The organism is Variovorax sp. LjRoot290 (genome assembly GCF_964253985.1).
Lineage (GTDB): Bacteria > Pseudomonadota > Gammaproteobacteria > Burkholderiales > Burkholderiaceae_C > Variovorax.
Genome location: NZ_CAXURW020000002.1, coordinates 1,636,804 through 1,657,786, shown reverse-complemented (window position 1 = coordinate 1,657,786; position 20,983 = coordinate 1,636,804). Strand labels below are relative to the sequence as shown.

General features: G+C 66.3%; 20 protein-coding genes and 1 pseudogene. 14 read left to right on the top strand and 7 right to left on the bottom strand.

What is annotated here, in order from left to right:
• The first annotated feature begins 48 nt into the window (after positions 1–48).
• Complete coding sequence (locus ACSQ9A_RS37070) at positions 49–1,566, top strand: L,D-transpeptidase family protein (RefSeq protein ID WP_436307779.1); 1,518 nt, start codon at positions 49–51, stop codon at positions 1,564–1,566.
• Here the strand turns inward: ACSQ9A_RS37070 and ACSQ9A_RS37065 are convergent, their stop codons facing one another.
• Together ACSQ9A_RS37065 and ACSQ9A_RS37060 are read right to left on the bottom strand one after the other, a co-directional pair.
• A complete protein-coding gene (locus tag ACSQ9A_RS37065) occupies positions 1,567–2,109 on the bottom strand; it encodes a DUF882 domain-containing protein (RefSeq protein WP_436307778.1) in 543 nt (180 codons plus the stop codon).
• 291 nt (positions 2,110–2,400) lie between these two features.
• Positions 2,401–3,384, bottom strand: coding sequence for an IS5 family transposase (locus ACSQ9A_RS37060; protein ID WP_436306994.1), 984 nt, complete (start codon positions 3,382–3,384; stop codon positions 2,401–2,403).
• A gap of 255 nt (positions 3,385–3,639) precedes the next feature.
• Between ACSQ9A_RS37060 and ACSQ9A_RS37055 the strand changes: the two genes are divergently transcribed.
• From ACSQ9A_RS37055 to ACSQ9A_RS37040, 4 genes are all read left to right on the top strand, one after another.
• Positions 3,640–4,464 carry a formate/nitrite transporter family protein gene (locus tag ACSQ9A_RS37055; RefSeq protein ID WP_436307679.1) on the top strand — a complete coding sequence of 275 codons (825 nt, stop codon included), beginning with the start codon at positions 3,640–3,642 and terminating at the stop codon, positions 4,462–4,464.
• 161 nt (positions 4,465–4,625) lie between these two features.
• Complete coding sequence (locus ACSQ9A_RS37050) at positions 4,626–4,841, top strand: hypothetical protein (protein ID WP_436307678.1); 216 nt, start codon at positions 4,626–4,628, stop codon at positions 4,839–4,841.
• Between the two features lie 46 nt (positions 4,842–4,887).
• Entirely contained in the window at positions 4,888–7,545 is a 2,658-nt protein-coding gene (mgtA, locus tag ACSQ9A_RS37045) for a magnesium-translocating P-type ATPase (RefSeq protein ID WP_436307677.1), read from the top strand.
• 264 nt (positions 7,546–7,809) lie between these two features.
• Positions 7,810–8,157 (top strand): TraR/DksA family transcriptional regulator, encoded by a 348-nt coding sequence (locus ACSQ9A_RS37040; protein ID WP_436307676.1) that lies wholly within the window; start codon positions 7,810–7,812, stop codon positions 8,155–8,157.
• Here the strand turns inward: ACSQ9A_RS37040 and ACSQ9A_RS37035 are convergent.
• A complete protein-coding gene (locus ACSQ9A_RS37035) occupies positions 8,154–8,309 on the bottom strand; it encodes a hypothetical protein (RefSeq protein ID WP_436307675.1) in 156 nt (51 codons plus the stop codon). The genes ACSQ9A_RS37040 and ACSQ9A_RS37035 overlap by 4 nt on opposite strands.
• 116 nt (positions 8,310–8,425) lie before the next feature.
• Positions 8,426–8,746, bottom strand: a complete 321-nt coding sequence (locus ACSQ9A_RS37030; RefSeq protein WP_436307674.1) for an HPF/RaiA family ribosome-associated protein — start codon at positions 8,744–8,746, stop codon at positions 8,426–8,428.
• 218 nt (positions 8,747–8,964) lie between these two features.
• Here ACSQ9A_RS37030 and ACSQ9A_RS37025 point away from each other — a divergent pair, with 218 nt between their 5' ends.
• The 7 genes from ACSQ9A_RS37025 (at position 8,965) to ACSQ9A_RS36995 (ending at position 15,188) form a co-directional block, all read left to right on the top strand.
• Positions 8,965–9,804, top strand: coding sequence for a universal stress protein (locus ACSQ9A_RS37025; RefSeq protein WP_436307673.1), 840 nt, complete (start codon positions 8,965–8,967; stop codon positions 9,802–9,804).
• 518 nt (positions 9,805–10,322) lie between these two features.
• Positions 10,323–10,745, top strand: coding sequence for an Hsp20/alpha crystallin family protein (locus ACSQ9A_RS37020; protein ID WP_436307672.1), 423 nt, complete (start codon positions 10,323–10,325; stop codon positions 10,743–10,745).
• Between the two features lie 113 nt (positions 10,746–10,858).
• The gene (locus tag ACSQ9A_RS37015) at positions 10,859–11,503 is read left to right on the top strand and encodes a thermostable hemolysin (protein WP_436307671.1); all 645 of its coding nucleotides are present in this window, start codon (positions 10,859–10,861) and stop codon (positions 11,501–11,503) included.
• On the top strand, positions 11,500–12,960 hold the full coding sequence (locus ACSQ9A_RS37010; RefSeq protein ID WP_436307670.1) for an AMP-binding protein: 1,461 nt from the start codon (positions 11,500–11,502) through the stop codon (positions 12,958–12,960). Before ACSQ9A_RS37015 ends, ACSQ9A_RS37010 begins: the two co-directional genes overlap by 4 nt.
• The gene (locus ACSQ9A_RS37005; protein WP_436307669.1) at positions 12,957–13,655 is read left to right on the top strand and encodes a TenA family transcriptional regulator; all 699 of its coding nucleotides are present in this window, start codon (positions 12,957–12,959) and stop codon (positions 13,653–13,655) included. Before ACSQ9A_RS37010 ends, ACSQ9A_RS37005 begins: the two co-directional genes overlap by 4 nt.
• On the top strand, positions 13,652–14,494 hold the full coding sequence (locus ACSQ9A_RS37000; protein WP_436307668.1) for an SDR family oxidoreductase: 843 nt from the start codon (positions 13,652–13,654) through the stop codon (positions 14,492–14,494). Before ACSQ9A_RS37005 ends, ACSQ9A_RS37000 begins: the two co-directional genes overlap by 4 nt.
• Positions 14,495–14,504: 10 nt before the next feature.
• The gene (locus ACSQ9A_RS36995; protein ID WP_436294374.1) at positions 14,505–15,188 is read left to right on the top strand and encodes a tetratricopeptide repeat protein; all 684 of its coding nucleotides are present in this window, start codon (positions 14,505–14,507) and stop codon (positions 15,186–15,188) included.
• A 4-nt stretch (positions 15,189–15,192) separates the two neighbouring features.
• Here ACSQ9A_RS36995 and ACSQ9A_RS36990 read toward each other — a convergent pair whose 3' ends face one another.
• Both ACSQ9A_RS36990 and ACSQ9A_RS36985 read right to left on the bottom strand, forming a co-directional pair.
• Positions 15,193–16,533, bottom strand: a complete 1,341-nt coding sequence (locus ACSQ9A_RS36990; protein ID WP_436307667.1) for an ATP-binding protein — start codon at positions 16,531–16,533, stop codon at positions 15,193–15,195.
• Positions 16,530–17,203: pseudogene (locus ACSQ9A_RS36985) on the bottom strand (response regulator). The gene ACSQ9A_RS36990 and the pseudogene ACSQ9A_RS36985 overlap by 4 nt, the downstream one beginning before the upstream one ends.
• A gap of 78 nt (positions 17,204–17,281) precedes the next feature.
• Between ACSQ9A_RS36985 and ACSQ9A_RS36980 the strand changes: the two are divergent.
• Positions 17,282–18,046, top strand: a complete 765-nt coding sequence (locus ACSQ9A_RS36980) for a winged helix-turn-helix domain-containing protein (RefSeq protein ID WP_436294371.1) — start codon at positions 17,282–17,284, stop codon at positions 18,044–18,046.
• Positions 18,046–20,094: a PAS domain S-box protein gene (locus tag ACSQ9A_RS36975; protein ID WP_436307666.1), complete on the top strand. Its 2,049-nt coding sequence runs from the start codon at positions 18,046–18,048 to the stop codon at positions 20,092–20,094. The genes ACSQ9A_RS36980 and ACSQ9A_RS36975 overlap by 1 nt, the downstream gene beginning before the upstream one ends.
• On the opposite strand, the gene ACSQ9A_RS36970 is transcribed toward ACSQ9A_RS36975, so the two are convergent.
• The gene (locus ACSQ9A_RS36970; protein ID WP_436294369.1) at positions 20,088–20,816 is read right to left on the bottom strand and encodes a Crp/Fnr family transcriptional regulator; all 729 of its coding nucleotides are present in this window, start codon (positions 20,814–20,816) and stop codon (positions 20,088–20,090) included. The genes ACSQ9A_RS36975 and ACSQ9A_RS36970 overlap by 7 nt on opposite strands.
• Positions 20,817–20,983 lie beyond the last annotated feature (167 nt).

Below are 20,983 nucleotides of genomic sequence, written 5' to 3'. Positions count from 1 at the left end.
GTGAGGTCACGGTCCGCATGGCTCCGGGCGACGCCGGCGCTGAGCTTGATGTTGCTGCTCTTCCTTCCAACTGCAGCCGGCGCAGCCGAATCGGTCTGGCTGGACTCCACTGGGCGGCCGAACGCAAGTGCGCGCGATGCCCTGCAGATACTGGCGGATGCCCCGGCCGATGGCCTGGTGGCGCAGGACTATCAGGCCCGTGAACTCGCCCTTCAGGCCGCGGAACTCGCGCGCGCGTCAGAGGAGGCGGCGGCGTCCGCACTGGCTTTCGAACGCGGGCTGGACGCTGCGATGCAGCGCTTTCTCAACGATTTGCACCGGGGCCGCGTGGACCCGCGTTCGCTCGGTTTTCGCATCGAACAGCACGAGCGCAAGGCGGCGGATGTCGCAGCCTTGCTGCACGCTGCTGCGGATGAGGGGCGTCTGACGCAGGCGGTGGCTGCCCTGCGCCCACGTCTGGGCCAGTACGGGAGGCTGCGCGAGGCGCTGGAGCGCTATCGCACGCTGGCCGCGGCGCCCTCGCTGGGCTTGCTGCCGGCCATCGCACCCGCCAAGTCGCTGAAGGCAGGAGACTTCTATGCCGGCACCGCCGCGCTGCATCGACGGCTTGTCGCCCTGGGCGACCTGTCGGCCGAGGCGCAGCCGGCCGACCGCTACGACGCCGCGCTGGCCGACGGGGTCAGGCGCTTCCAGGAACGCCATGGCCTGGATGCCGACGGAGCACTCGGAAGCGCGACCTTGGCCGCCCTGAATGTGCCGCTCAACCAACGAGTCCTTCAGCTCGAACTGGCGCTGGAGCGCTTGCGCTGGCTGTCTGAGCTGGATGGTCAGCCCCTCATCGGTATCAACATCGCGATGTTCCGTCTTTGGGCCTGGGATCCCGCTGCGCCCGCAGACTCCCTGGTTGACATGAATGTTGTGGTCGGTCGCGCGTTGAACACCAGGACACCGGTGCTTTCGGAGAAGATGCGCTACATCATCTTCCGGCCGTACTGGAACGTGCCGCCTTCCATCGTGCGCAACGAGATCTTGCCGGCCATCGCGCGCGACCCGGGGTATCTTCAGCGCCACGACATGGAGATCGTGCGTGGCGCCGGCGACAACGTCCAGCCGGCGGAGACGAGCAGCCCCCAAAACCTGGCCCTGCTGCGCCAGGGGGTGTTGCGCGTGCGCCAACGCCCGGGCCCGACGAACTCACTGGGGCTGATGAAATTCATCTTCCCGAACGACGACAATGTATACCTGCATGACACCCCGGCCAAGCAATTGTTCGGCCGCGCGCGACGCGATTTCAGCCACGGCTGCGTGCGCGTCGAAAAGCCGGTGGCACTCGCGCGGTGGGTGTTGAGGGATCAGCCCGAGTGGACCCCGGAGCGCATCGATACGGCCATGGCGGGGCCTTCATCCCAACGCGTGGATCTCACGCGGCCGCTGCCGGTGATCCTGTTCTACATGACGGCCATGGTGACGCCCTCGGATCACGCACTGCGCTTCGCGCAAGACATCTACGGCCACGATGTGCGGCTGGTGCGGGCGCTCGCAAGCCGATACGACGGCCGCCGTTAGCTACCAGGCGCGCACGCGGCCGCAGTCCACGTGTACGAAGTTCGAGGCCGGGTAGTAGCCCACGCCGCCGGCGCGCATGCCCAGCGCGGCTTTGCGCAACGCTGGCAGCGCCACGTCGGCAAGGCGAATGTCGATGGCCTGACCGCGCATGTGCAGGCTGCCGGCGGCCACGCCGCTGCTGCGTTCGACCAGCGTCGCGTTCGTGGCCGGCGAACGGTAGCCCGAAATGACCTGCAAGGCGCGTTCGCTCCCGGTGAGCGTGACCAGCGCATGCAGCAGATCCAGCAACTCAGGGGCGATATCGCCGACATCACCCGTGCGGAAATCGCGCAGCACATGGTTGATCGCGGCGAGCGCGGCGGGGTCGTAGCGTTGACCATGAAAATACTCGACCGCGAGCTTCTCGCCCGTGTGCAAGTTGTCGAAGCGCAAAGCGCGCGGCGCCGCAACGCCGGCCTTCGCCTCGAGCGGTCCTACGGCGAGCGTAGACGCCCCCAGCGCGCAGACGAAACGGCGTCGTGAAAGGTTGTTCACAAGTTCCATCAACAAGCAGAAGTCATGCAGGAAGCCGGCCAAATCCGGTGACCAAGCTGACATTATGGGTTCGATCGGTGCTGCGGAACACCCAGGCCCTCGAGGCCGCCCCACCGTGCAGAGCTCGGCACACCACTTGATCCCGATCAACCGCGAATCACGCGTCGATGCCTAGGGAGATGCTGATCAATGAACGACGCCGTCGGATCTGTGGGCATCACGAAGCGATGCGGTCGATTTCACGCCGTGAGGGTCGACCCGCGGTGCGTTTCGCGCCTCTTGCGAGGCCACTTTCGGCGTTCAAGACGCACCTCGGGCATGAGCGGCCAACAGCGACCTCTTGGCGATGACCAGATTGGCCAGCCCGAACAGGCTGAACAGCTGCGCCTCGTTCTTCGCGAGGCCCTTGTAGCGGGTCTTCTTGTGACGAAACAGGTTCTTGATCACATGGAACGGATGCTCGACCTTGGCCCGCACGCTCGCCTTCAGCTGCTCGGCCTTGTCCAGCAGGCGCGCCCACTTGCGCGTCAGGTCCAGCTGCCGGCGCTTGCCCGGCTGCATCGCCACGTGCCACTGCGGGCCTTGCGCTTCTTCGCGCTTGTGCACGCCTCGGTAGCCGGCATCGCCGAAGGCCACCGACTCCTGGCCGTGCAGCAGCGCACCGGCTTGTGTCACGTCGTTGACGTTGGCCGCCGTGGCGACCACCGTGTGCACGAGGCCCGATTGGGCATCCACACCGATGTGCGCTTTCATGCCGAAGTGCCAGGCCTTTCCCTTCTTCGTCTGGTGCATCTCGGGATCGCGCGTATTGCCCTCGTTCTTAGTCGAGCTGGGCGCGGCGATGATGGTCGCGTCCACGATGGTGCCCGCGCGCATCAGAAGGCCCTGTTCGGCAAGATGAGCGTTGATCTCCTCGAACAGGGCCTTGGTGAGGTCGTTGTCCAGCAGCAGTCGCCTGAACTTCAGCAGCGTGGTGGCGTCGGGCACCGACTCGCGCGACAAGTCAATGCCCACGAAGTCGCGCAGCGCCTGGCTGTCGTACAGCGCATCTTCCAGCGCTTCGTCGGCCAGCCCGTACCACTGCTGGAGGCAGTACATGCGCAGCATCCGGGGAACACCGATCGGCTGGCGACCGACGCGCCCGCTCGTGGGGTACAGCGGCTCGATCACGGCGATCAAACGAGACCACGGCACGACGCGCTCCATGTCGGCCAGAAACTTCTCGCGGCGCGTGCGCTTCTTCTTCATCGCGTACTCGGCGCTGGCAAAACTGCGTTGGTTCATCTCGGTGGTGCTGTGAGTTGCTCTGTCTTCACGCATGCACGGGCCGTGCCCGCCGCGACCTATTGATCAGCGTTTCCCTAGCATCGCGACATCGGACGCGGCTAGCCGGACTTCGACGGACGACCGAACCGCTCCTCAATGTGAGGATCGCGGAGAGGGACAGGGCGGTACGCTCAACGAGGTTAGCCGCCCGCGCCTCTCGAGCGTCCAGGCGGATGCGCTCACGCAATGGGCCCCGGTCCGGAAAGGTACGCCATGTCTGAAGTCTTCGGTTTCGACGCCTTCTCACCGAAGGAAATCGCGGCGCGGGTCGACACCGTCGGCGCGGCCAAGGCCCACCTGCCGTTGCTTTCCACGCTCATGCTGAGCGTTCTCGCCGGAGCCTTCATCGGCTTGGGTGCACTCTATTTCCTGTTGATCAGATCCGACCCAACTCTGGGGTTTGCCGCCAAGCAGGCGCTCGGCGGCGTGGCCTTTTCCTTGGGGTTGGTTCTCGTGATCGTAGCGGGTGCCGAGTTGTTCACCGGAAACAATCTGCTGGCGATGGCCTGGGCCGACGGGAAGATTTCCACGCGCGATCTCTTGCGGAACTGGACGATTGTCTGCGCAGGTAACTTCATCGGCGCCGCGGGGCTGGCGCTGATCGTCTTTCTTTCGGGCCACCATGAATCTGGCGGCGGCGCGGTTGCGCAGGAGTATCTCCGGGTTGCCGCAGCCAAGGTGGCCCTGCCGTTCTGGACGGCCTTCTTCAGAGGAATTCTCTGCAACGTGCTGGTCTGCATGGCGGTTTGGATGGCGCTTGCAGGACGAAGCGTCGTCGATAAGGTCGTGGCGATCGTCTTTCCGATCTCCGCCTTCGTTGCTGCCGGCTTCGAACACAGCATCGCCAACATGTACATCATTCCTCTGGCCATGTTGCTACAGGCCTTCGATGGTGTGGCGGCCAGCACCATTCCCATCACGCCGGGAGGAATGTTGCGCAACCTCGTTCCGGTATTGCTTGGAAACATCGTCGGCGGCAGCGTGCTCGTGGGCCTGGTGTATCACGTCATCTATCGGCGGACGGCGGAACTGAGATAGGCCGTCCTGTTGCGCCGAACCGATTCAGCGCCGTTTGATGTACGTCAATCTTCTTCTGGCGACCGCACGTACGATGACCTCCAGCCATCGAGCGATGCAAGTCTGAGCACTGATCCCGGCAGCCGCTGATGGACGACAACCACTCTCGCAGGAGAACTGCAATGGCCGATGATGCCCCGCCCGTATCGCCGCTTCGCGATGGCTACCTCCTGTCGGTCCTTGCCTGGCAGAGCGCGCTCGTCGGCTTCCTGATGCAGGCTCAGCGCAATCAGTGCCAGGTACTGGCTACGTGGGAAAAGTCGCTTGGCGCCGTCAACCAGGACCTGTGGGATCAATGGGTGTGCCGTTTCGGCGGCGGTGTACCGCTCGACGGCTGACCCTTCGTGTGGTCAAACCACCATCGTGGCGGACCCTGAGCGGCGATTGACCACCGCAAGGACGCACCGCCGACGTTCGGGCCCGCGTCGCCGCGACGCAGGCACGCTGCCGGCACGAAGCCCTGCCTCCCTGGACCAGTCGGCGTTTTGGAGCCGCGAAGCCTCCGGTTTGCTGGCCGAATTGAGCAGCGGCATCGAAGGCCTGTCGTCAGCAGAGGCGGCCCAACGCCTGAAGACGGCTGGGATCAACGCCATCGACGAAGAGGCGGACAGAGGGGTCGTGCGGCTCGTCCTCGGGCAATTCAAGAGTCCGCTGGTGCTGATCCTCGTTTTCGGCGGCGTCGTGTCGGCGATCCTTCGCGACTGGCTCGACGCCACGATCATCCTCGCCGTGGTCCTGGGCAGCTGCGGCCTTGGTTTCCTGCAGGAATACCGCGCCTCGACGGCGGTCGCCCGGTTGCGCAACAGACTCGCCCTGACAGTGACCGCGCTGCGCGACGGGGTGCAGCACGCGGTACCGACACGCGAGCTGGTGCCGGGCGACATGGTCATGCTTTCAGCTGGAAACCTGGTTCCGGCCGACGGGATCGTGCTCGAGGCCCGCGACTTCCTGGTGACCGAAGCCAGCCTCACCGGCGAGTCATTTCCAGTGGAAAAGCAACCTGGGGTGCTGGCAGAGGGAACGCCCCTCGCTCATCGCACGAATTGCGTCTATCTGGGCACGTCGGTACGCAGCGGCACCGCCACGGTGCTGGTTGTCCACACCGGCGAGCACACTGCCTTCGGGGCCGTGGCGCAGCGGCTACGCGCCACGCCGCCCGAGACGGAGTTCGCGCGCGGCGTCCAGCAGTTCGGCGTGCTGCTCGTCCGGGTGATGGTGGTGATGGTGCTGTTCGTGCTCATCATCAACCAGTGGCTGGGACGTCCATGGATCGAGTCGATGCTTTTCGCCGTCGCACTGGCCGTCGGGCTGTCGCCAGAACTGCTGCCCGCCATCGTGAGCGTAACGCTGTCGACGGGCGCGCGCAGGATGGCACTTCGAGGCGTCATCGTGCGCCACCTCGAGGCCATCGAGAACCTCGGCAGCATGCATTTCTTGTGCACGGACAAGACCGGCACACTCACCGAAGGCGTGATGACGCTCGAGGCCGCTGTCGCTCCCGACGGCACAGCCTCGCCTGAAGTGCTGCGCCTGGCCTATCTCAACGCCGCGTTCGAGACGGGCATCGTCAACCCGCTGGATGCTGCCCTCGTGGCCGCCGGTGTCAAGGCGGAGCTGAGCGCGGCCGGCCTGCGCAAGGTCGACGAGATCCCCTACGATTTCCTGCGCAGACGCCTGACCATTGTGATCGCACCGGAGACCGAGGGTGCGCATCTGATCGTCACCAAGGGCGCCTTCGCCAACGTGCTCGCGACGTGCACGCGGATCGCGCGCGGGGGTGCTTCGGTGCCGCTGGACGACGAGGAGCGTGGGCGACTGGATGCATGGTTCCGCGAGCAGGGCACCCGCGGCTTCCGGGTGCTGGCACTGGCCACGCGCGAGATCGGGCCGCGCAGGAGCTACACGCATGACGATGAAGCCGACATGTCCTTCGCAGGCTTCCTGCTCTTCCTCGACCCACCGAAAGCTACGGCCAGCAGTACGCTGAAGACGCTCGCCGGGTACGGCATCGGTATCAAGATCGTCACCGGCGACAACCGCTACGTCGCCGCCCACGTGGCCGAGAGCGTCGGCCTCGACGCCCGGGCCATGCTCACCGGTGAGCAGATCGACGTTATGAAGGACGAGGCGCTGTGGCATCGCGCCGAGAAGACCGTGCTGTTCGTCGAAGTCGATCCTCAGCAGAAGGAACGCATCGTGCGCGCGCTGCAGCATCGCGGCCATGCTGTGGGCTATCTGGGCGACGGTATCAACGACGCGCCGGCGCTGCATGCCGCCGACGTGGGCATCTCGGTCGATGATGCCGCGGACGTGGCCCGCGAAAGCGCCGACGTGGTGCTCCTTCGACCTGACCTCGACGTGCTGTGCCAGGGCGTGCAGGAAGGTCGCCGTACCTTCGCGAACACGCTCAAGTACGTCAGCATCACCACGAGTGCCAACTTCGGCAACATGATCAGCATGGCCCTGGCCTCTCCGCTGCTGCCCTTCCTGCCGCTGTCCGCCAAGCAAATCCTGCTCAACAATTTCCTCTCGGACCTACCTTCCATCGCGATCTCGTCCGACCGGGTCGACGAGGACCGGCTCGTCAGCGCGCAGCATTGGGACGTCCACGAATTGCGGCGCTACATGCTGGTGTTCGGTCTGACAAGTTCCCTGTTCGATCTGCTGACCTTCTGGCTGCTGCTGAAGGTATTCCATGCCTCCGAATCGCTGTTCCAGACATCCTGGTTCATCGTCTCCCTACTTACAGAGCTCGCGGTCTTGCTCGTGCTACGCACTCACCGGCCGGCTTGGAACAGTCGGCCCGGCACGTTGTTGTGGACGACGACGATGCTCGTGGCCGTGATCGCTGTTGCACTGCCCTTCATTCCGCCGGTGGCCGCCCTCTTTGGCTTGGTCCCGCTCCCACCGGGGCTGCTGGGCGGCATGATTCTCGTCGTCCTCGGTTACGTGGCCGCGACCGAGTTCGTCAAGCACCGCTTCGATGCACCGTCGAGCCGGCGCAAGCGCGCGCGAGCGTCAAGACGACGATCTCAGCGCTGACACGAAGGTTCGCTGGCTGAGGGATTCTTGTCCTTGAGGATTCGCTGGGGCGGCCGCGCCGAGGCCCTTGACGCCCCCTCAGCAGTCCCCCGCGCGCTTCGACAATCCCGCCCCCACGGCCGCAGCCATCAGAAAAAGTGCTCCTGCTCGGCGTTCAGTTGACGGATGTCAAGGTCATTCAGCCATCCGGCAGCGACGATCCACGCCATTCCTCCCAACTTCTTGTGAGTCCCCATGAAACATTTGACTGATGCCGACCGCAACATGCTGGCCGATCAGCTGCAGGCCATGAAGCGCAGAGCTCTCGATGAAATCCGCGGCACTTCCGCCGATGTCAAGACCAGTCTTCAGCCTCAGGATCATGAGGTCCAAAGCCACGCCGACGAAGCCGAAGCCGAACGCCTCGGCGACGTTCGCTTCGCCGAGATCGAGATTGATCGGGCCAGGCTGCTCGACATCGAGCAGGCAGAGCAGCGCATGGCCGACGGGCGCTATGGAGTCTGCGCGGACTGCGGCGACGCCATCCCGCGCGAGCGCCTGCTGGCGCAACCCGCCGCTATCCGTTGCGCCGCATGCCAGACCGCGGCCGAGAACAAGCTCCGCCGCCCCTAGACAGAATGGCTTGAGCCGTCGAGCGGCACGTCGCCGCCGAAGCGACATACCCATCGATCCCACAAGTCCTGGTTGACGGCGCCCAGCGACGTCTGCCACGCGGACATCATCTGCAACTGACTGCGCTGCACCCGCATCAGGATCTCAATCAATGCGGCCTGCCAGTCGAGGGCTGATCGAAGATAGCCATCGGGAAGCGAAGAGAGGGGGGAATTTCATTGGGCATGCAGCTCTCCACGACCAGGGTTGATTCATTCCGTCGCAGTTCTCATGCACGTCGGTGCCGCGAACGCCGCACCGCATCCTCAATCTGTCTTCTCATGCCGTTGAAAGCATCGCGCACGGCGATGTACGGGTCCTCGTCGTGCACGCGACTGATGGTCAACTCGTGCCCCGGCAGGGTGAGGTTGATACGCACTGCGAACGGACGCCCCTGATGCTGGTGTTTGTGCGTCAGGTCGATACAGACCCTGCAGGATTCGATATCGGCACAGAACTCATCCAGCTTCAGCGCCTTCTCGCGCGCCACGGACTCGATGGCTGGCGACGGATTGAAGCCAAGAAACTGGATCTCTGGAGGTAGCTTCATCAGAAGAGGTGTTATCGGATTGCTGGATCTGGTAGTCAGGATCGCGCAGAGGCGTATCGGACACCTTGATGTAGCTCAATAGTCACGAACATCGCTCGAATGCGGCCGAGGGCACGGCAGCCGCGCAGACAGCGCAACCTGCCAATTCTTGCGCTGGCGCAAGCCCTTGGAGCCTCGCGCCACGCAAGATCGCTGAATCTGTCGCCTGGGTGATCGCCATGAACTCCATCAAGTCCCTTCTCGTTCACCTGGACGGCACGGTGCGCGCCGAGGCGCGGTTGCGCCTTACTCATCAGCTGGCGGGCGTCCATCAGGCAAAGGTGACCGCGCTGTTCGCAGTCGCCCCGCGCTACCTGCCCCTGCTGCCCTTGGCGGGAGGCGTCCCGCCGTCGCCCACGCCGTCGCCCACAAACATCGATCTGGCTCACCGTGTCCATGCCTTGGCCATGTTCGAAAGAGCGAGGGATGCCGCAGCGCCGGAGAGCGAATGGCTGGAGTTGAGCGGCGAGCCGGTGATCAGCACTTTCGCACGGCGGGCGCTGGCGTCGGACCTGTTGGTACTTGGGCAGCGCGATCCGGCCGATGCAACTGGTTTCGACGTGCCTGGTGATTTCGTCGAGAGTGTCATCATCGACAGTGGCAAGCCCGCGCTCGTCATTCCCTACGCTGGCGAGGCAACCGCCGCGCCGCAGGTCGTGCTGGTGGCCTGGAAGCCCACGCGAGAATCCGCCCGCGCGCTTACCGCCGCGCTACCCTTCCTGCGAGGAGCCAAGCAGGTTTACTTGGTCTGCGCCGAGGAAAACGCCGACTACATGGAATCGGCACCATTGGAGGTCCCGGAGTACCTCCGCCTGCACGGCATTGAGCACGTGCGCGAGCACCGGTGGCTCTCCGAACGCGATGCCGGCAATGAACTGCTGGCCCTGGCCGCTGACACCGGCGCCGAAATGATCGTGATGGGCTGCTATGGACACAGCCGCGCACGGGAGTTGGTGCTGGGCGGAGCGACCCGCACGGTACTGGAGTCGATGACCGCACCGGTACTGATGGCGCATTGAGCGCTCCGTCGTCGCGACAAGGCGCATCCCCCTCGTGCGCCTTCCGCTCCCTTCCCAGCATGCGTTGGCAGAACGCGCAGATCAGGCCTGTTGTCTGAGCACGGCATGCGCTCGCTGCGGCTCGGCATTGGCCGGAGACGTCGCCGACATCTGCATGCACGCGTTCGAAGAGCGTGATCCAGCGTTCCAAGCCGATCGGCGGCACCGCGGGGGGGCGGCTCGTGCAGCCGCCCGTTCACCGCTGCGCGCAAGGTGTGGGCATCGCCGCTGCACACATCGAATCGCCGCGTCATTCCTCTGCCAGTTCGTGGGCGCGAGGCAAGTCGAGTCCGCGAAAGACTTCTGCACCCCCTGGACCGAACTTTTCGCCGACGGCAGATTCACGAGCGCGTTCTTTCCTTTGTCATTCTTGATCGAGCGCAAATCGTGAAATGAAGCGACTCCTAGACTGGATGCGTCGACGACTCGGCATCTGCCCCGCCGATCGATGCAACGTTCTACCCAACCTGGAGATTCACATGAATGCTTTGACACGCCTCGAACGAATCGACAACCTGTTCCCGGAAATGCTGCGCCGCTGGGCCCGACCGCTCCAACTGTTGGATGACGTTGCCTTGCCGTCGGACATCCGGGTCGATATCAGCGAAAACGACAAGGAGTACCTGGTCAGTGCCGAGATTCCAGGCGCGAAGAAAACCGATATTCGCGTCTCCATCGAAGGCAACTACGTGTCCATCGCCGCCGAGATCAAGAAGGAGCAGGAGGACACGCACGGGCGCACGCTGGTGAAGGAGACCTATCACGGCAGCGTGTCGCGCGGCTTTACGCTGGGCAGCGATGTTGACGAGAAAACGGCCGTCGCCAAGTTCGAGGACGGCGTGCTGCGCCTGACATTGCCCAAGCGGGAGAGTAGCGCCAGCCGCAATCTGAAGATCGAGTAACTCCCAACCGCCGGGTCCTGCCCGGCAGCTTAAGGCGGCGTTCATCGACAGCGCCGAACATCCATCCGGATCTGCCCGCGGGCTCGCGGGCATCTCTAGGAGTGTGCATGTTCATGGCCCCGTCCCCCGTATATGACGCCGACCCGGCACCTGGCGCAGGCCTGGTGGCGGGTCGCTCGGAGTTTGCCATTCATCCGCCGGACGATCCCCGCCGCCGCGAGGTCGAGGCATTCGTGCGGCGCATCTATGCCCGGCGCTATGGTGCGCGCGTCTCGGATTTCGCGCCGGTTCTGGTGAGCCTGCGCGACCATGGCGGAAGCATCGTCGCCGCGGCAGGCTACCGGCACGCGGCGCAAGCGCCGCTCTTTCTCGAACGCTACCTCGATGCGCCGGTGGAGTCGCTGCTGGCCGCGCACGGCGATGCACAGCCCCAGCGCGAACGCATCGTCGAAGTCGGCCACCTTGCCGCGGCACGCGCGGGCGAAGGCCGGCGCCTCATCTTCCTGCTGGGCCCGCATCTGGCCGCACAGCGCTTCCAGTGGGTGGTGGGCACGCTCACCGAGGAACTTCGCCATCTGTTCGTTCGCATCGGCGTCACGCCGTTGGTGCTGGGAACGGCCGACCCGGCCGCGCTCGGCGAAGAGGCCGGGCACTGGGGCAGCTACTACGATCATCGCCCCTTGGTACTCGCGGGCCATCTTCAGCAGGCGCTGCGGCACCTGGTGCGCCGCTCAGGCGGCACGAAGGGCCGCGCATGATGGCGAATGACGGTGCCTTGGACGATGGACAGCGCACGTGGAGCAGCGCCGAGCTCGGCCAGGAGGTGGACTGGCTGGTCGACCACCTCAGAGCGCAGCGCACACGCGTTCTCGCCACCTTGATGGACAACTCGCCCGCCTGGGTGGTGGCCGATCTCGCCGCCGCGCAGACGGGTGTGGTGCACGTGCCGCTGCCGCTCTTCTTCACCGGGGAGCAGATCGCCCATGTCCTGCGCGCCGCGGGCGTCGACACCGTGCTCGCGCTCCCGGCGCTGGCCGCCCGATGGCCTCAGGCGCCCTCGGCGCCGTGCGAGGTGGCAAGTCAGGCGCTCGCCTGTGTGCGCCTGCCCTGCGAGCCCGTCCCGATGCCGCCGCATACGGCGAAGATCACGTTCACCTCCGGCACCACGGGCGCGCCGAAAGGCGTGTGCCTCGCCGCGGATGGCATGCGGCGGGTATCCGACGCACTGGTGGAAGCGATGGCGCCGCTGGACATCCGGCGCCACCTGTGCGCGCTGCCGTTCGCCGTACTGCTCGAGAACATCGCCGGTGTCATGGCGCCGCTGTCGCGCGGCGCCACCTGCATCGTCCTGCCGCTGCAGGAGCTGGGATTGACCGGGTCGTCCAGCTTCGATGCCGCTCGCTTTCAGGCTGCCGTTGTACGGCACCAGCCGCACAGCATCATCCTGCTGCCGCAAATGCTGCGCGCCTGGGCCGCTCATCTCATGACAAGCGGGCAGCGCGCGCCCGCCTCACTCCGGATGGTGGCCGTGGGCGGCGCGGCCGTCGGCGCCAAGCTGCTCCACGGCGCACGCGCGCTGGGGATTCCGGCCTACGAAGGCTACGGCCTGTCCGAGGGCGCCTCGGTCCAGACACTCAACCTTCCCGGTGCCGACCGCATCGGCACCGCCGGACGCGCCCTGCCGCATGCCCGCTTGCGCGTGGCGGCCGACGGCGAGATCGAGATTGCGGGCAGCCTGTTCGCAGGCTATCTCGGGAGCACCGAACCGACGCCACCGTGGTGGCCCACCGGCGACCTCGGCACGATCGACGCCGATGGCTTCGTCCACGTCCAGGGGCGAAAGAAGCTGGTGCTCATCACCGCATTCGGCCGCAACGTTTCGCCGGAATGGGTAGAAACTGCCCTGCGTGATGAGAACGCCATCGGCCAGGCCGTGGTGTTCGGCGACGCGCAAGCGGCGCTGAGCGCCGTGCTGTGGCCGGTGCAGCCGAGCGTGCCCGACGCGGCGCTACAGGCTGCGGTGGAAACCGCCAACGCAGCGCTGCCCGACTACGCGCGCGTGCAGCGCTGGACACGCGCCCGCGCAGCCTTCAGTCCGGAATCCGGGATGGCCACCCCCAACGGGCGCCCGCAGCGCGCGGCGATCCTGCAAGAACACGCCGATGCCTTGGGCATCGCCCCCTCTGACCACCCCACCTCCCAGGATTGCTCATGAGCTTCCATGCCCGATTGCTCGAACAAACCGCCGACGCCCGCATGGGGCTGCTCGGCACACCCATCATCCAGGGTTGCCTGCGCGGCGAGGTGTCGCGGCCCAGCTACCTGGCCTTCCTGCGCGAGGCCTACCACCATGTGCGCCACACCGTGCCGTTGCTGCGAGCCTGCAAGGCCGCGCTGCCCGCGCGCAACGACTGGCTGCGCGAGCCACTGGACGAGTACATCGATGAGGAGCAGGGTCATGACCAGTGGATCCTCGACGACATCCGCGCTGCCGGCGGCGATGCCGAGGCCGTGCGCGAAGGCCTCCCGGGCCACGCCACCGAGGTCATGGTGGCCTATGCGTACGACACCATCGCGCGCCGAAATCCACTGGGCTTCTTCGGCATGGTGCACGTACTCGAAGGCACCAGCGTGTCGCTGGCGCTGCTCGCAGCCGAGCAGATTCAGCAGCCGCTGCAGCTGCCGGATGCGGCCTTCAGCTACCTGCGTTCGCATGGCACGCTCGACCAGGAGCACACCGCACACTTCGCGCTGCTGATGGACCGGATCGAGGATCCACAGGATCAGGCCGACATCGTGCATGCCGCACGTGCTTTCTACCGCCTGTACGGCGATGTGTTCCGCAGCTTGCCCCTGCCGCAGGTCCGGCCGGGCCTGGCGGCGGCCGGTTCCATCGGGGCCACGGCATGAAGGCTACCGAGGCCCGCATCATGCTCACCGGCGCCACCGGCGGCATCGGAACGGCGGCGGCCGTGACCTTCTTGAAGGCCGGCGCATCGGTGATGCTCGTCGGCCGATCGCCGGCGCGGCTGTCGACCCAGGCACGCGCGCTCTCGCGCGACTGCGACGTCCGGACGCCGCGCGTGGCGTGGCACGCCGCCGACCTGAACAAGGTGTCCGGCCTCGCGGAACTGAGCGAGGCCGGTTCCACCTGGGGATGCAACGTGCTCGTGCACGGCGCGGGGGTCCCGAGCTTTGGTCGGCTGGAATCGCTGAGCCCGGACGACATCGTCCAGGTGCTGCACACCAACCTGCTCGCCCCGATGCTGCTGACCCGGGCGCTGTTGCCTCACCTGAGCGACCTGCCGCGCGCCCAGGTGATCTGCGTGGGTTCGGTACTGGGACGCATCGGCCTGCCGGGCTACAGCGTCTACAGCGCCAGCAAGTTCGGCTTGCGCGGTTTTGCCGAGGCGCTGCGCCGCGAGCTGGGCGGCACCAGCGTGCGCGTGCAATACCTCGGCCCGCGCAGCACACGCACCGCCTTCAACTCGGCCGACGCGGAGGCCTACAACCGCGCCACTGGCACCGCGATGGACAGCCCCGAAGTGGTGGCGCACGCCATGCTGCAGCTGATGGAGAGCGAGGCTGCCGAGCGTTTCCTCGGCTTTCCGGAAACGCTGGCCGTGCGCCTAAACGGGCTCGCGCCCATCCCGATGGACGCCGCCTTCGTCAAGCACCGCAACAGCCTGCCCGCCGCCTCGCATGCGGGCCCCAAGGCCGACTCGCCTCCGCTCAATACTGTTCTATGAGGACCACCGAATGACCCGTACGCCCAAGACCGCCGCCGCGGCGCTGTCCCGCCGCGGCATGACCGCCATGCTGGCTGCTGCCGTCTTCGCCCAGCTGCTGCCGCTGGCAGCCGGCGCCGCCGGCGTCGAAGAATCCGTCGCCACGTTGCAGCGCGAGTGGGAAGTCATTCGCTACCAGACGCCGCCCACCGAGCGCGAGAAGCGCTTCGAGGCGCTGGCCGCCCAGGCGCGCAAGGTGAGCGAAGCCAATCCGGGCCGCAGCGAGCCGCTGGTCTGGGAGGGCATCATCGTCAGCTCCTGGGCCGGCGAGCGCGGCGGTCTTGGCGCGCTCGGCCTGGTCAAGCAGGCCAAGGCGCTGTACGAAGAGGCCATCCGCATCGATGGCGACGTGCTGGACGGCTCGGCCTACAACAGCCTCGGCGTCCTCTACTACAAGGTACCCGGCTGGCCGATGGGCTTCGGCGACAAGGCCAAGGCCAAGGAGTTGCTGCAGAAGGCCCTGGCCCTCAATCCCAAGGGCATCGACCCCAACTATTTCTATGGCGAGTACCTGCTCGAAATCAAGCAACCCGACCAGGCCGTGACATATCTCGAGCGCGCGATAGAGGCACCTGCCCGCCCCGGGCGCCAGGTGGCCGATGCGGGGCGGCGCGAAGAGGCGCGCGCATTGCTCGAAAAAGCGAAGAACAAGTAGACACTCAACGGTGCGCCGCGTCGAAGCGCAGCACGACGCGCACGCCCTTGCCGTTCGCGCCCGCACCGAACATCACTTCCAGTCCGTGCAGCTCGGCGATGCGCCGCGCGATCGAAACACCCAGGCCGCTGCCGCCTTCCTGCTGTCCGGCGGGCCGGTAGAAACGCTCCCCCAGTCGAAGCAGTTGTTCGGGTGACAAAGATTCCCCCTCGTTCTCCATCTCGAGTTGCTCCTCTGCGACGCGCAGCGTCACGGCCGTACCTCGCGGCGCGTAGCGCACGGCGTTGTCCAGCAGATTGCGCAGCAGCACGGTCAGCAGGTGTTCGTCACCCAGCAACGGCATCGGATGTCGGCCCCGCGGGGGCCATTCGCAGGCCAGATCGATCCGGCGGCGTTCGGCCAGGACCAGGCAATCGTTCACCGCGTGCTCGACGATGGTCGGCCATTGCACTTCCGTCGTCAGCGATGCCGCGTGGGTCGCCTCCAGGCGCGACAGGGCCAGCATCTGGCTGACGAGGCGGCTCATGCGTTCCATCCCTGCGGTGAACTTGGCTTCGGCCTGCGCGCGCTCGGGCCCGCTCGCCGCACGGCGCACCACGTCCCATTGAACGCGCAGCACGGCCAGGGGCGTGCGAAGCTCGTGCGCAGCATCGGCCGTGAAGCGGCGCTCGCGCGCCAGCATCGCCTCGATGCGCGCGAACAGGCCGTTCATCGCGTCCACCAATGGCTTGAGTTCGGCCGGCGCCTGGCCCTTGGGCACGGGTTGGAGATCGTCCGCGCGGCGACCCCGCAGTTCCGCCGTGAGCTGGTGCACTGGCGCCAGCGCCCGTCGGACGGCCCAGGCCATGATCACCAGCAGCAGCGGCAGCACCAGCAGCCAGGGCACCACCTGGCTCGCCGTCAGGCTGAAAACGAGTTCGTCACGCTCATAGGCTTTTTGCCCCGCTGCGACCATCCCTTCCCCGGCGAGCGACCGGAGGTAGTAGACACGCCAGAGATTCCCATTGATGCGCTCGTCCACGAAACCGGCGCCGTCGACCCGCGGAAACTGAGCACCCTCCCCGTCGGCCAGCATCAGGCGCCCGTCGGCGTCCCACACCGCGATCGCAAGGTCGCGCACGTCGGCTTCACCCGATCCCACGCTCCCCGGCGCCGGCGCAGGCGGCAGCACAGCGGCCGTCCCTGGCAGCCTTGCGTGGACCTGCCGGGCCAAACGGATCAACTCGGTATCGAAAAGTTCGTTGACTTCGTGTCGCGCGCGGTCGATGGACACGAACAACGCGACGGCCCATACCAGTGGGGCACACACCACCAGGTACGTCAGCAAGCGGCGCTGAAGGCTCATGGGGCGGCCTCCCCGGAGCCAAGCGCGTAACCGACTCCGCGCACCGTGCGCACGATGCCGGGATCGATCTTGCGCCGCAGGCGATGAATGTGGACCTCCAGCGTGTTGCTTTCGGGTTCCCCGCCGCTCCAGTCGTAGAGCTTTTGCTGCAGATAGGCCTTGGACAGGACGCGCTGAGAATCCGTCAGCAGCGCCTCCAGCAGGGTCAGCTCGCGACCGGTAAGATCGACCGGCACTCCCTTCCAACGCACCAGCTTGGCCGCCGGATCGTATTCCAGCGCGCCGTGCTGCCACACCGATTGGGCATGACCGGAGGCGCGGCGCACCAGCGCACGCAAGCGCGCGGCAAGTTCGTCGATGGTGATCGGCTTGACCAGGTAGTCGTCCGCCCCCCGTCCAGTCCGGCGATGCGCTGGTCGACGGCGTCGCGCGCGGTCAGGATGAGCACCGGAAGCTTCAGGCCGCGGCCGCGCCAGCGGCCCAGCCAATGCATGCCGTCGCCGCCGGGCAGGCCGAGATCCAACACCACCGCATCGAAGGGCGCATCGGCCAGCGCCGCGTCAGCCTGGGCGCCGCTGCCGAACCAATCGACCACCTGGCCCAGTTGACGCAGTCCGGACGCCAGGGCGTCGCCGAGCAGGATGTCGTCTTCGACGATGAGAATGCGCATGGGTGGCCTGGCGTCGTGCGATCGAGGGCGTGCGATGGATCATTATGCAAACGAGTCCGCCCGGCCCAGCCCCAGTTGATGGTCCGTGGCCACCCGACTAACATCACCCGGGTGACCACCTCCATCCATCTCGCAGTTCTCGACGACGAAGCAGACATCACCATGCTGCTCGCCAACTACCTTGCAGGCCACGGCTTTCGCGTCAGCCAGCTGCATTCCGGTACAGCGCTCATGGACCTGATGGCACGCGACGCGCCCATGCTCGTGCTGCTCGACCTGGGCCTGCCCGGCGAGGACGGCTTCGCCATCGCGCGCCAGTTGCGAGAGCACTGGCGCTGCGGGCTGGTGATCGTCACCGGCCGCGGCGATGCGGTCGACAAGGTGGTCGGCCTCGAGGTCGGGGCCGACGACTACGTCACCAAGCCTTTCGATCTGCGCGAATTGCTGGCGCGCATCAAAGCGGTGCTGCGCCGCCTTACACCTGGTGAACAAGGCCAGGGAAAAGCGAACGCCGAAGCCGCGACGACGCTGCTGCGCTTCGCGCAGTGGGAGCTCGACACCGCGGCACGGCGCCTGCTGGATCCCGACCGAATTGAGGTGCCCCTGACCACGGGCGAATTCGACCTGCTGAACACGCTGGCGACGCACCCGGGCCGCGTGCTGTCGCGGGACTTCCTTCTCGAACACACCCGCGGCCGCGACGGCGGCCCCTTCGACCGCACCATCGACGTCCAGATCGGGCGGCTGCGCAAAAAGCTGGAAGCCGACCCGAACAATCCACAGATCATCAAGTCGGTGCGTGGCGCCGGCTACATTCTGGTCCCCAAGGTCGAGGCGGGTTGATGAAGCAGAAATCCCTCGTTCCCGGATTCGACGACGGGGCGGTATTCCGCTCGCTCTTCGCTGCCTATCCCGACGCGCTTCTGCTGGTCGATCTTCAGGGCGTGATCGGACTCGCCAATCCGGCGGCGCTCGATCTGCTGGGCTATTCGGCAGACGAACTCGTCGGACTTTCGGTCGACGAACTGGTGCCCGACGCGATCCGGCCGCGCCATGCGGCCTATCGCAACGCCTATGCCGACCACCCGCGCACGCGCCCGATGGGCATGCAGATGGACCTGGTCGCCAAACGGCGCGACGGCAGCACGGTGATGGTCGAGATCGCGCTGAGTCCGTTGCAGGACCACGGCCTGCCGTATGTCGTGGCTGCGATTCGCGGCGTGAGCGCTTATCCGCGCGTCAAGCAGGCCTTGCAAAGAGCCCGGTATGCCGAGCATCTCGCCCAGTTCGGCCGCTTTGCGGTCGATGCGCGGGAGCCGCAAGAAATGCTGGAACTCGTGCCCGCGATCGCGGCCGAAGCACTCCAGGTCGAGACGGCCGAGATCCTCCTGCTGGAGCCGAACGGCCTCGAGTTCCGCGTCGCGGCCATCAGCGGCGCATTGCAGGATCTCGCCGTCGGGGATCGAGTTCCCAATTCGCCCACCTCGCCTGCCGGCAGCGTCATCGCCGTCGGCAAGGCGGTTCTGGTGGCGGACCATGCGCTGGACACCCGCTTCGAGCTGGCGTCGCGTGCCATGGAACGCGGCCTGCCAAGCGAGCTTGCCGTGCCGCTTCTGGATCGCGGCCGGACCATTGGTGTCCTGGCCGTGCACTCGAGCACGCGCAGCCGCTTCGGCGACGACGAGCTTCGATTTCTCGATTCGCTATCGAGCCTGCTGGGGACCGTCCTGCAGCGCGCGCAGAGCGAGGAGGCGCTCAACCATGCCCAGCGGCTGGAGACCGTCGGTCAGCTGACCGGCGGCGTCGCGCACGACTTCAACAACCTGCTGACCATCATCTCGGGCAACCTGCAGGTGCTCGAGGACGCTCCTGCGTGCGCCGGCGATCCGTTCATCCAGCAACTCGTCGGCGCCGCCGCGCGTGCCACACGCCGAGGCGCCGAGCTGACGGGCAAGCTGCTCGCGTTTTCGCGGCGCCAGGTGCTTCAACCCACGGTCGTCGACGCCGCTGCGCTGCTGCACTCCCTGACCGACATGCTGCGCCGCACGCTCGATCAGCGCATCGTCATCACGCTCGATGCCGAAGAGGCACTGTGCCTGGCGGACCCGGGGCAGCTCGAATCCGCGCTGTTGAACGTCGCCATCAACGCGCGCGACGCCATGCCGCAGGGCGGCACACTGGCCTTTGTCTGCCGCGCCGCTCCCTCGCTGCCGGCCAGTCTCGATGCCGAGCGCGGGCCGGCCAACGAGGCCGGCTACGTGGCAATCTCCATCTCGGACACGGGCTCGGGCATGCCCGAGGCCGTCAAGGAGCGCGCCTTCGAACCCTTCTTCACCACGAAGGAAAGCGGCCGCGGTACCGGCCTTGGCCTTTCGACCGTCTACGGCTTCGCCAAGCAATCACGCGGCGCCGTCGGTCTCAGCAGCGCGCCCGGCGCCGGCACCACGGTGACGCTCTATCTCCCGCGCGTGGACGAGGATGGCTCTGCCGACGAGGATTTCGACGCTACGGCGTCGGGCAGCGTGCCCGCGAACCTGCGTGTCCTGCTGGTCGAGGACGATCCCGAGGTCCTGAGCGTGGTGGAGAAGTTCCTTGCTTCGATGGCCTGCGAGGTCGTCGCCTGCGCGAACGCCGAAGAAGCATTGCGCTTGCTCGCATCGGAACCCGGCATCGGGCTGCTGCTCACCGACATCCTGCTCGGCACCGGCATGCGCGGCACCGAGCTGGCCGATGCGGTGCGCACGCAGTTTCCCGGCCTGCCGGTGCTGCTGATGTCGGGCTATTCCAGCAAACTGCTCGATGAGCCCCAGGGCTGGGAGCTGCTGCGCAAACCCTACACGCGCACCGAGCTCGAGCATGCCATCGTGAGGGTCCTCAACGCAGCTCAGTGAAGGGCGGCGGCGCTCATCGGTGTGGCGAGGCCCTGCATGAAGCTCGTGAGCGCCTCCACCTGCGGGATGTGGATGTCGCGCCGACCCTTCTCGGTGAAACGGATCACGTCGCCACGCGCCAGTCGGGAGAGCGCACGGCTCACGCTCTCCAGCGTCATGCCGAGGTAATTGCCGATCTCGGCGCGCGTCATGCGCAGCGTGAATTGGTCGGTACGCAGGCCGCGCTGCGAGAGCGCGTCGGCCCAGTAGCGCAGGAAACCGGCCACGCGGGCGTCGGCGGGCAGCGTGCACAAGGACAGCATCGAATCGTGATCGCGCGTGAGCTCGCGGCTCATGGCCTCATGCAGCGCAGTCAGCAGCGCAGGGGTGCGGACCGCCGCCTGGAGCAAGGCGTCATAGCGGATGGCCCAGACCTCGCCGGTGTCCATCGCGACCGCGTCGCAGCCATACCGTGACATGGCGATCCCGTCGAGGCCCAGCCAGTCGCCCTTGAAATGAAGACCGACCACCTGCTCGCGCCCTTCGCTCGACAGGTTGACCATCTTGAAGAAGCCTGAATTCACGATGTAAAGGCACCCGAACTGCTGGCCCGCCTGATAGATCGTGTCCCCCGTGCGCACGATGCGCCGCTGGATCGGCAGGCTGTCCTGCAGCAGTTGCAGCATGTCCGCAATGCGTTGGACGGTGGACCGGGTGCACCTGGGAACGCTCGTCGTTTTCACTTTCTTGCTCCTTGCGAATCGATGGTTGAAGCTTAGAAAGCCAGTGCAACAGCGACGCCAACGTGACGGCTGTCTCGGTAACAGTGGGTGAATGCTTTGTGTCTCGTTGGTAGCGACGCCCACAGAACGCCTGATCGTTGACGGCGATCAAGGTCGAGATGGCGACA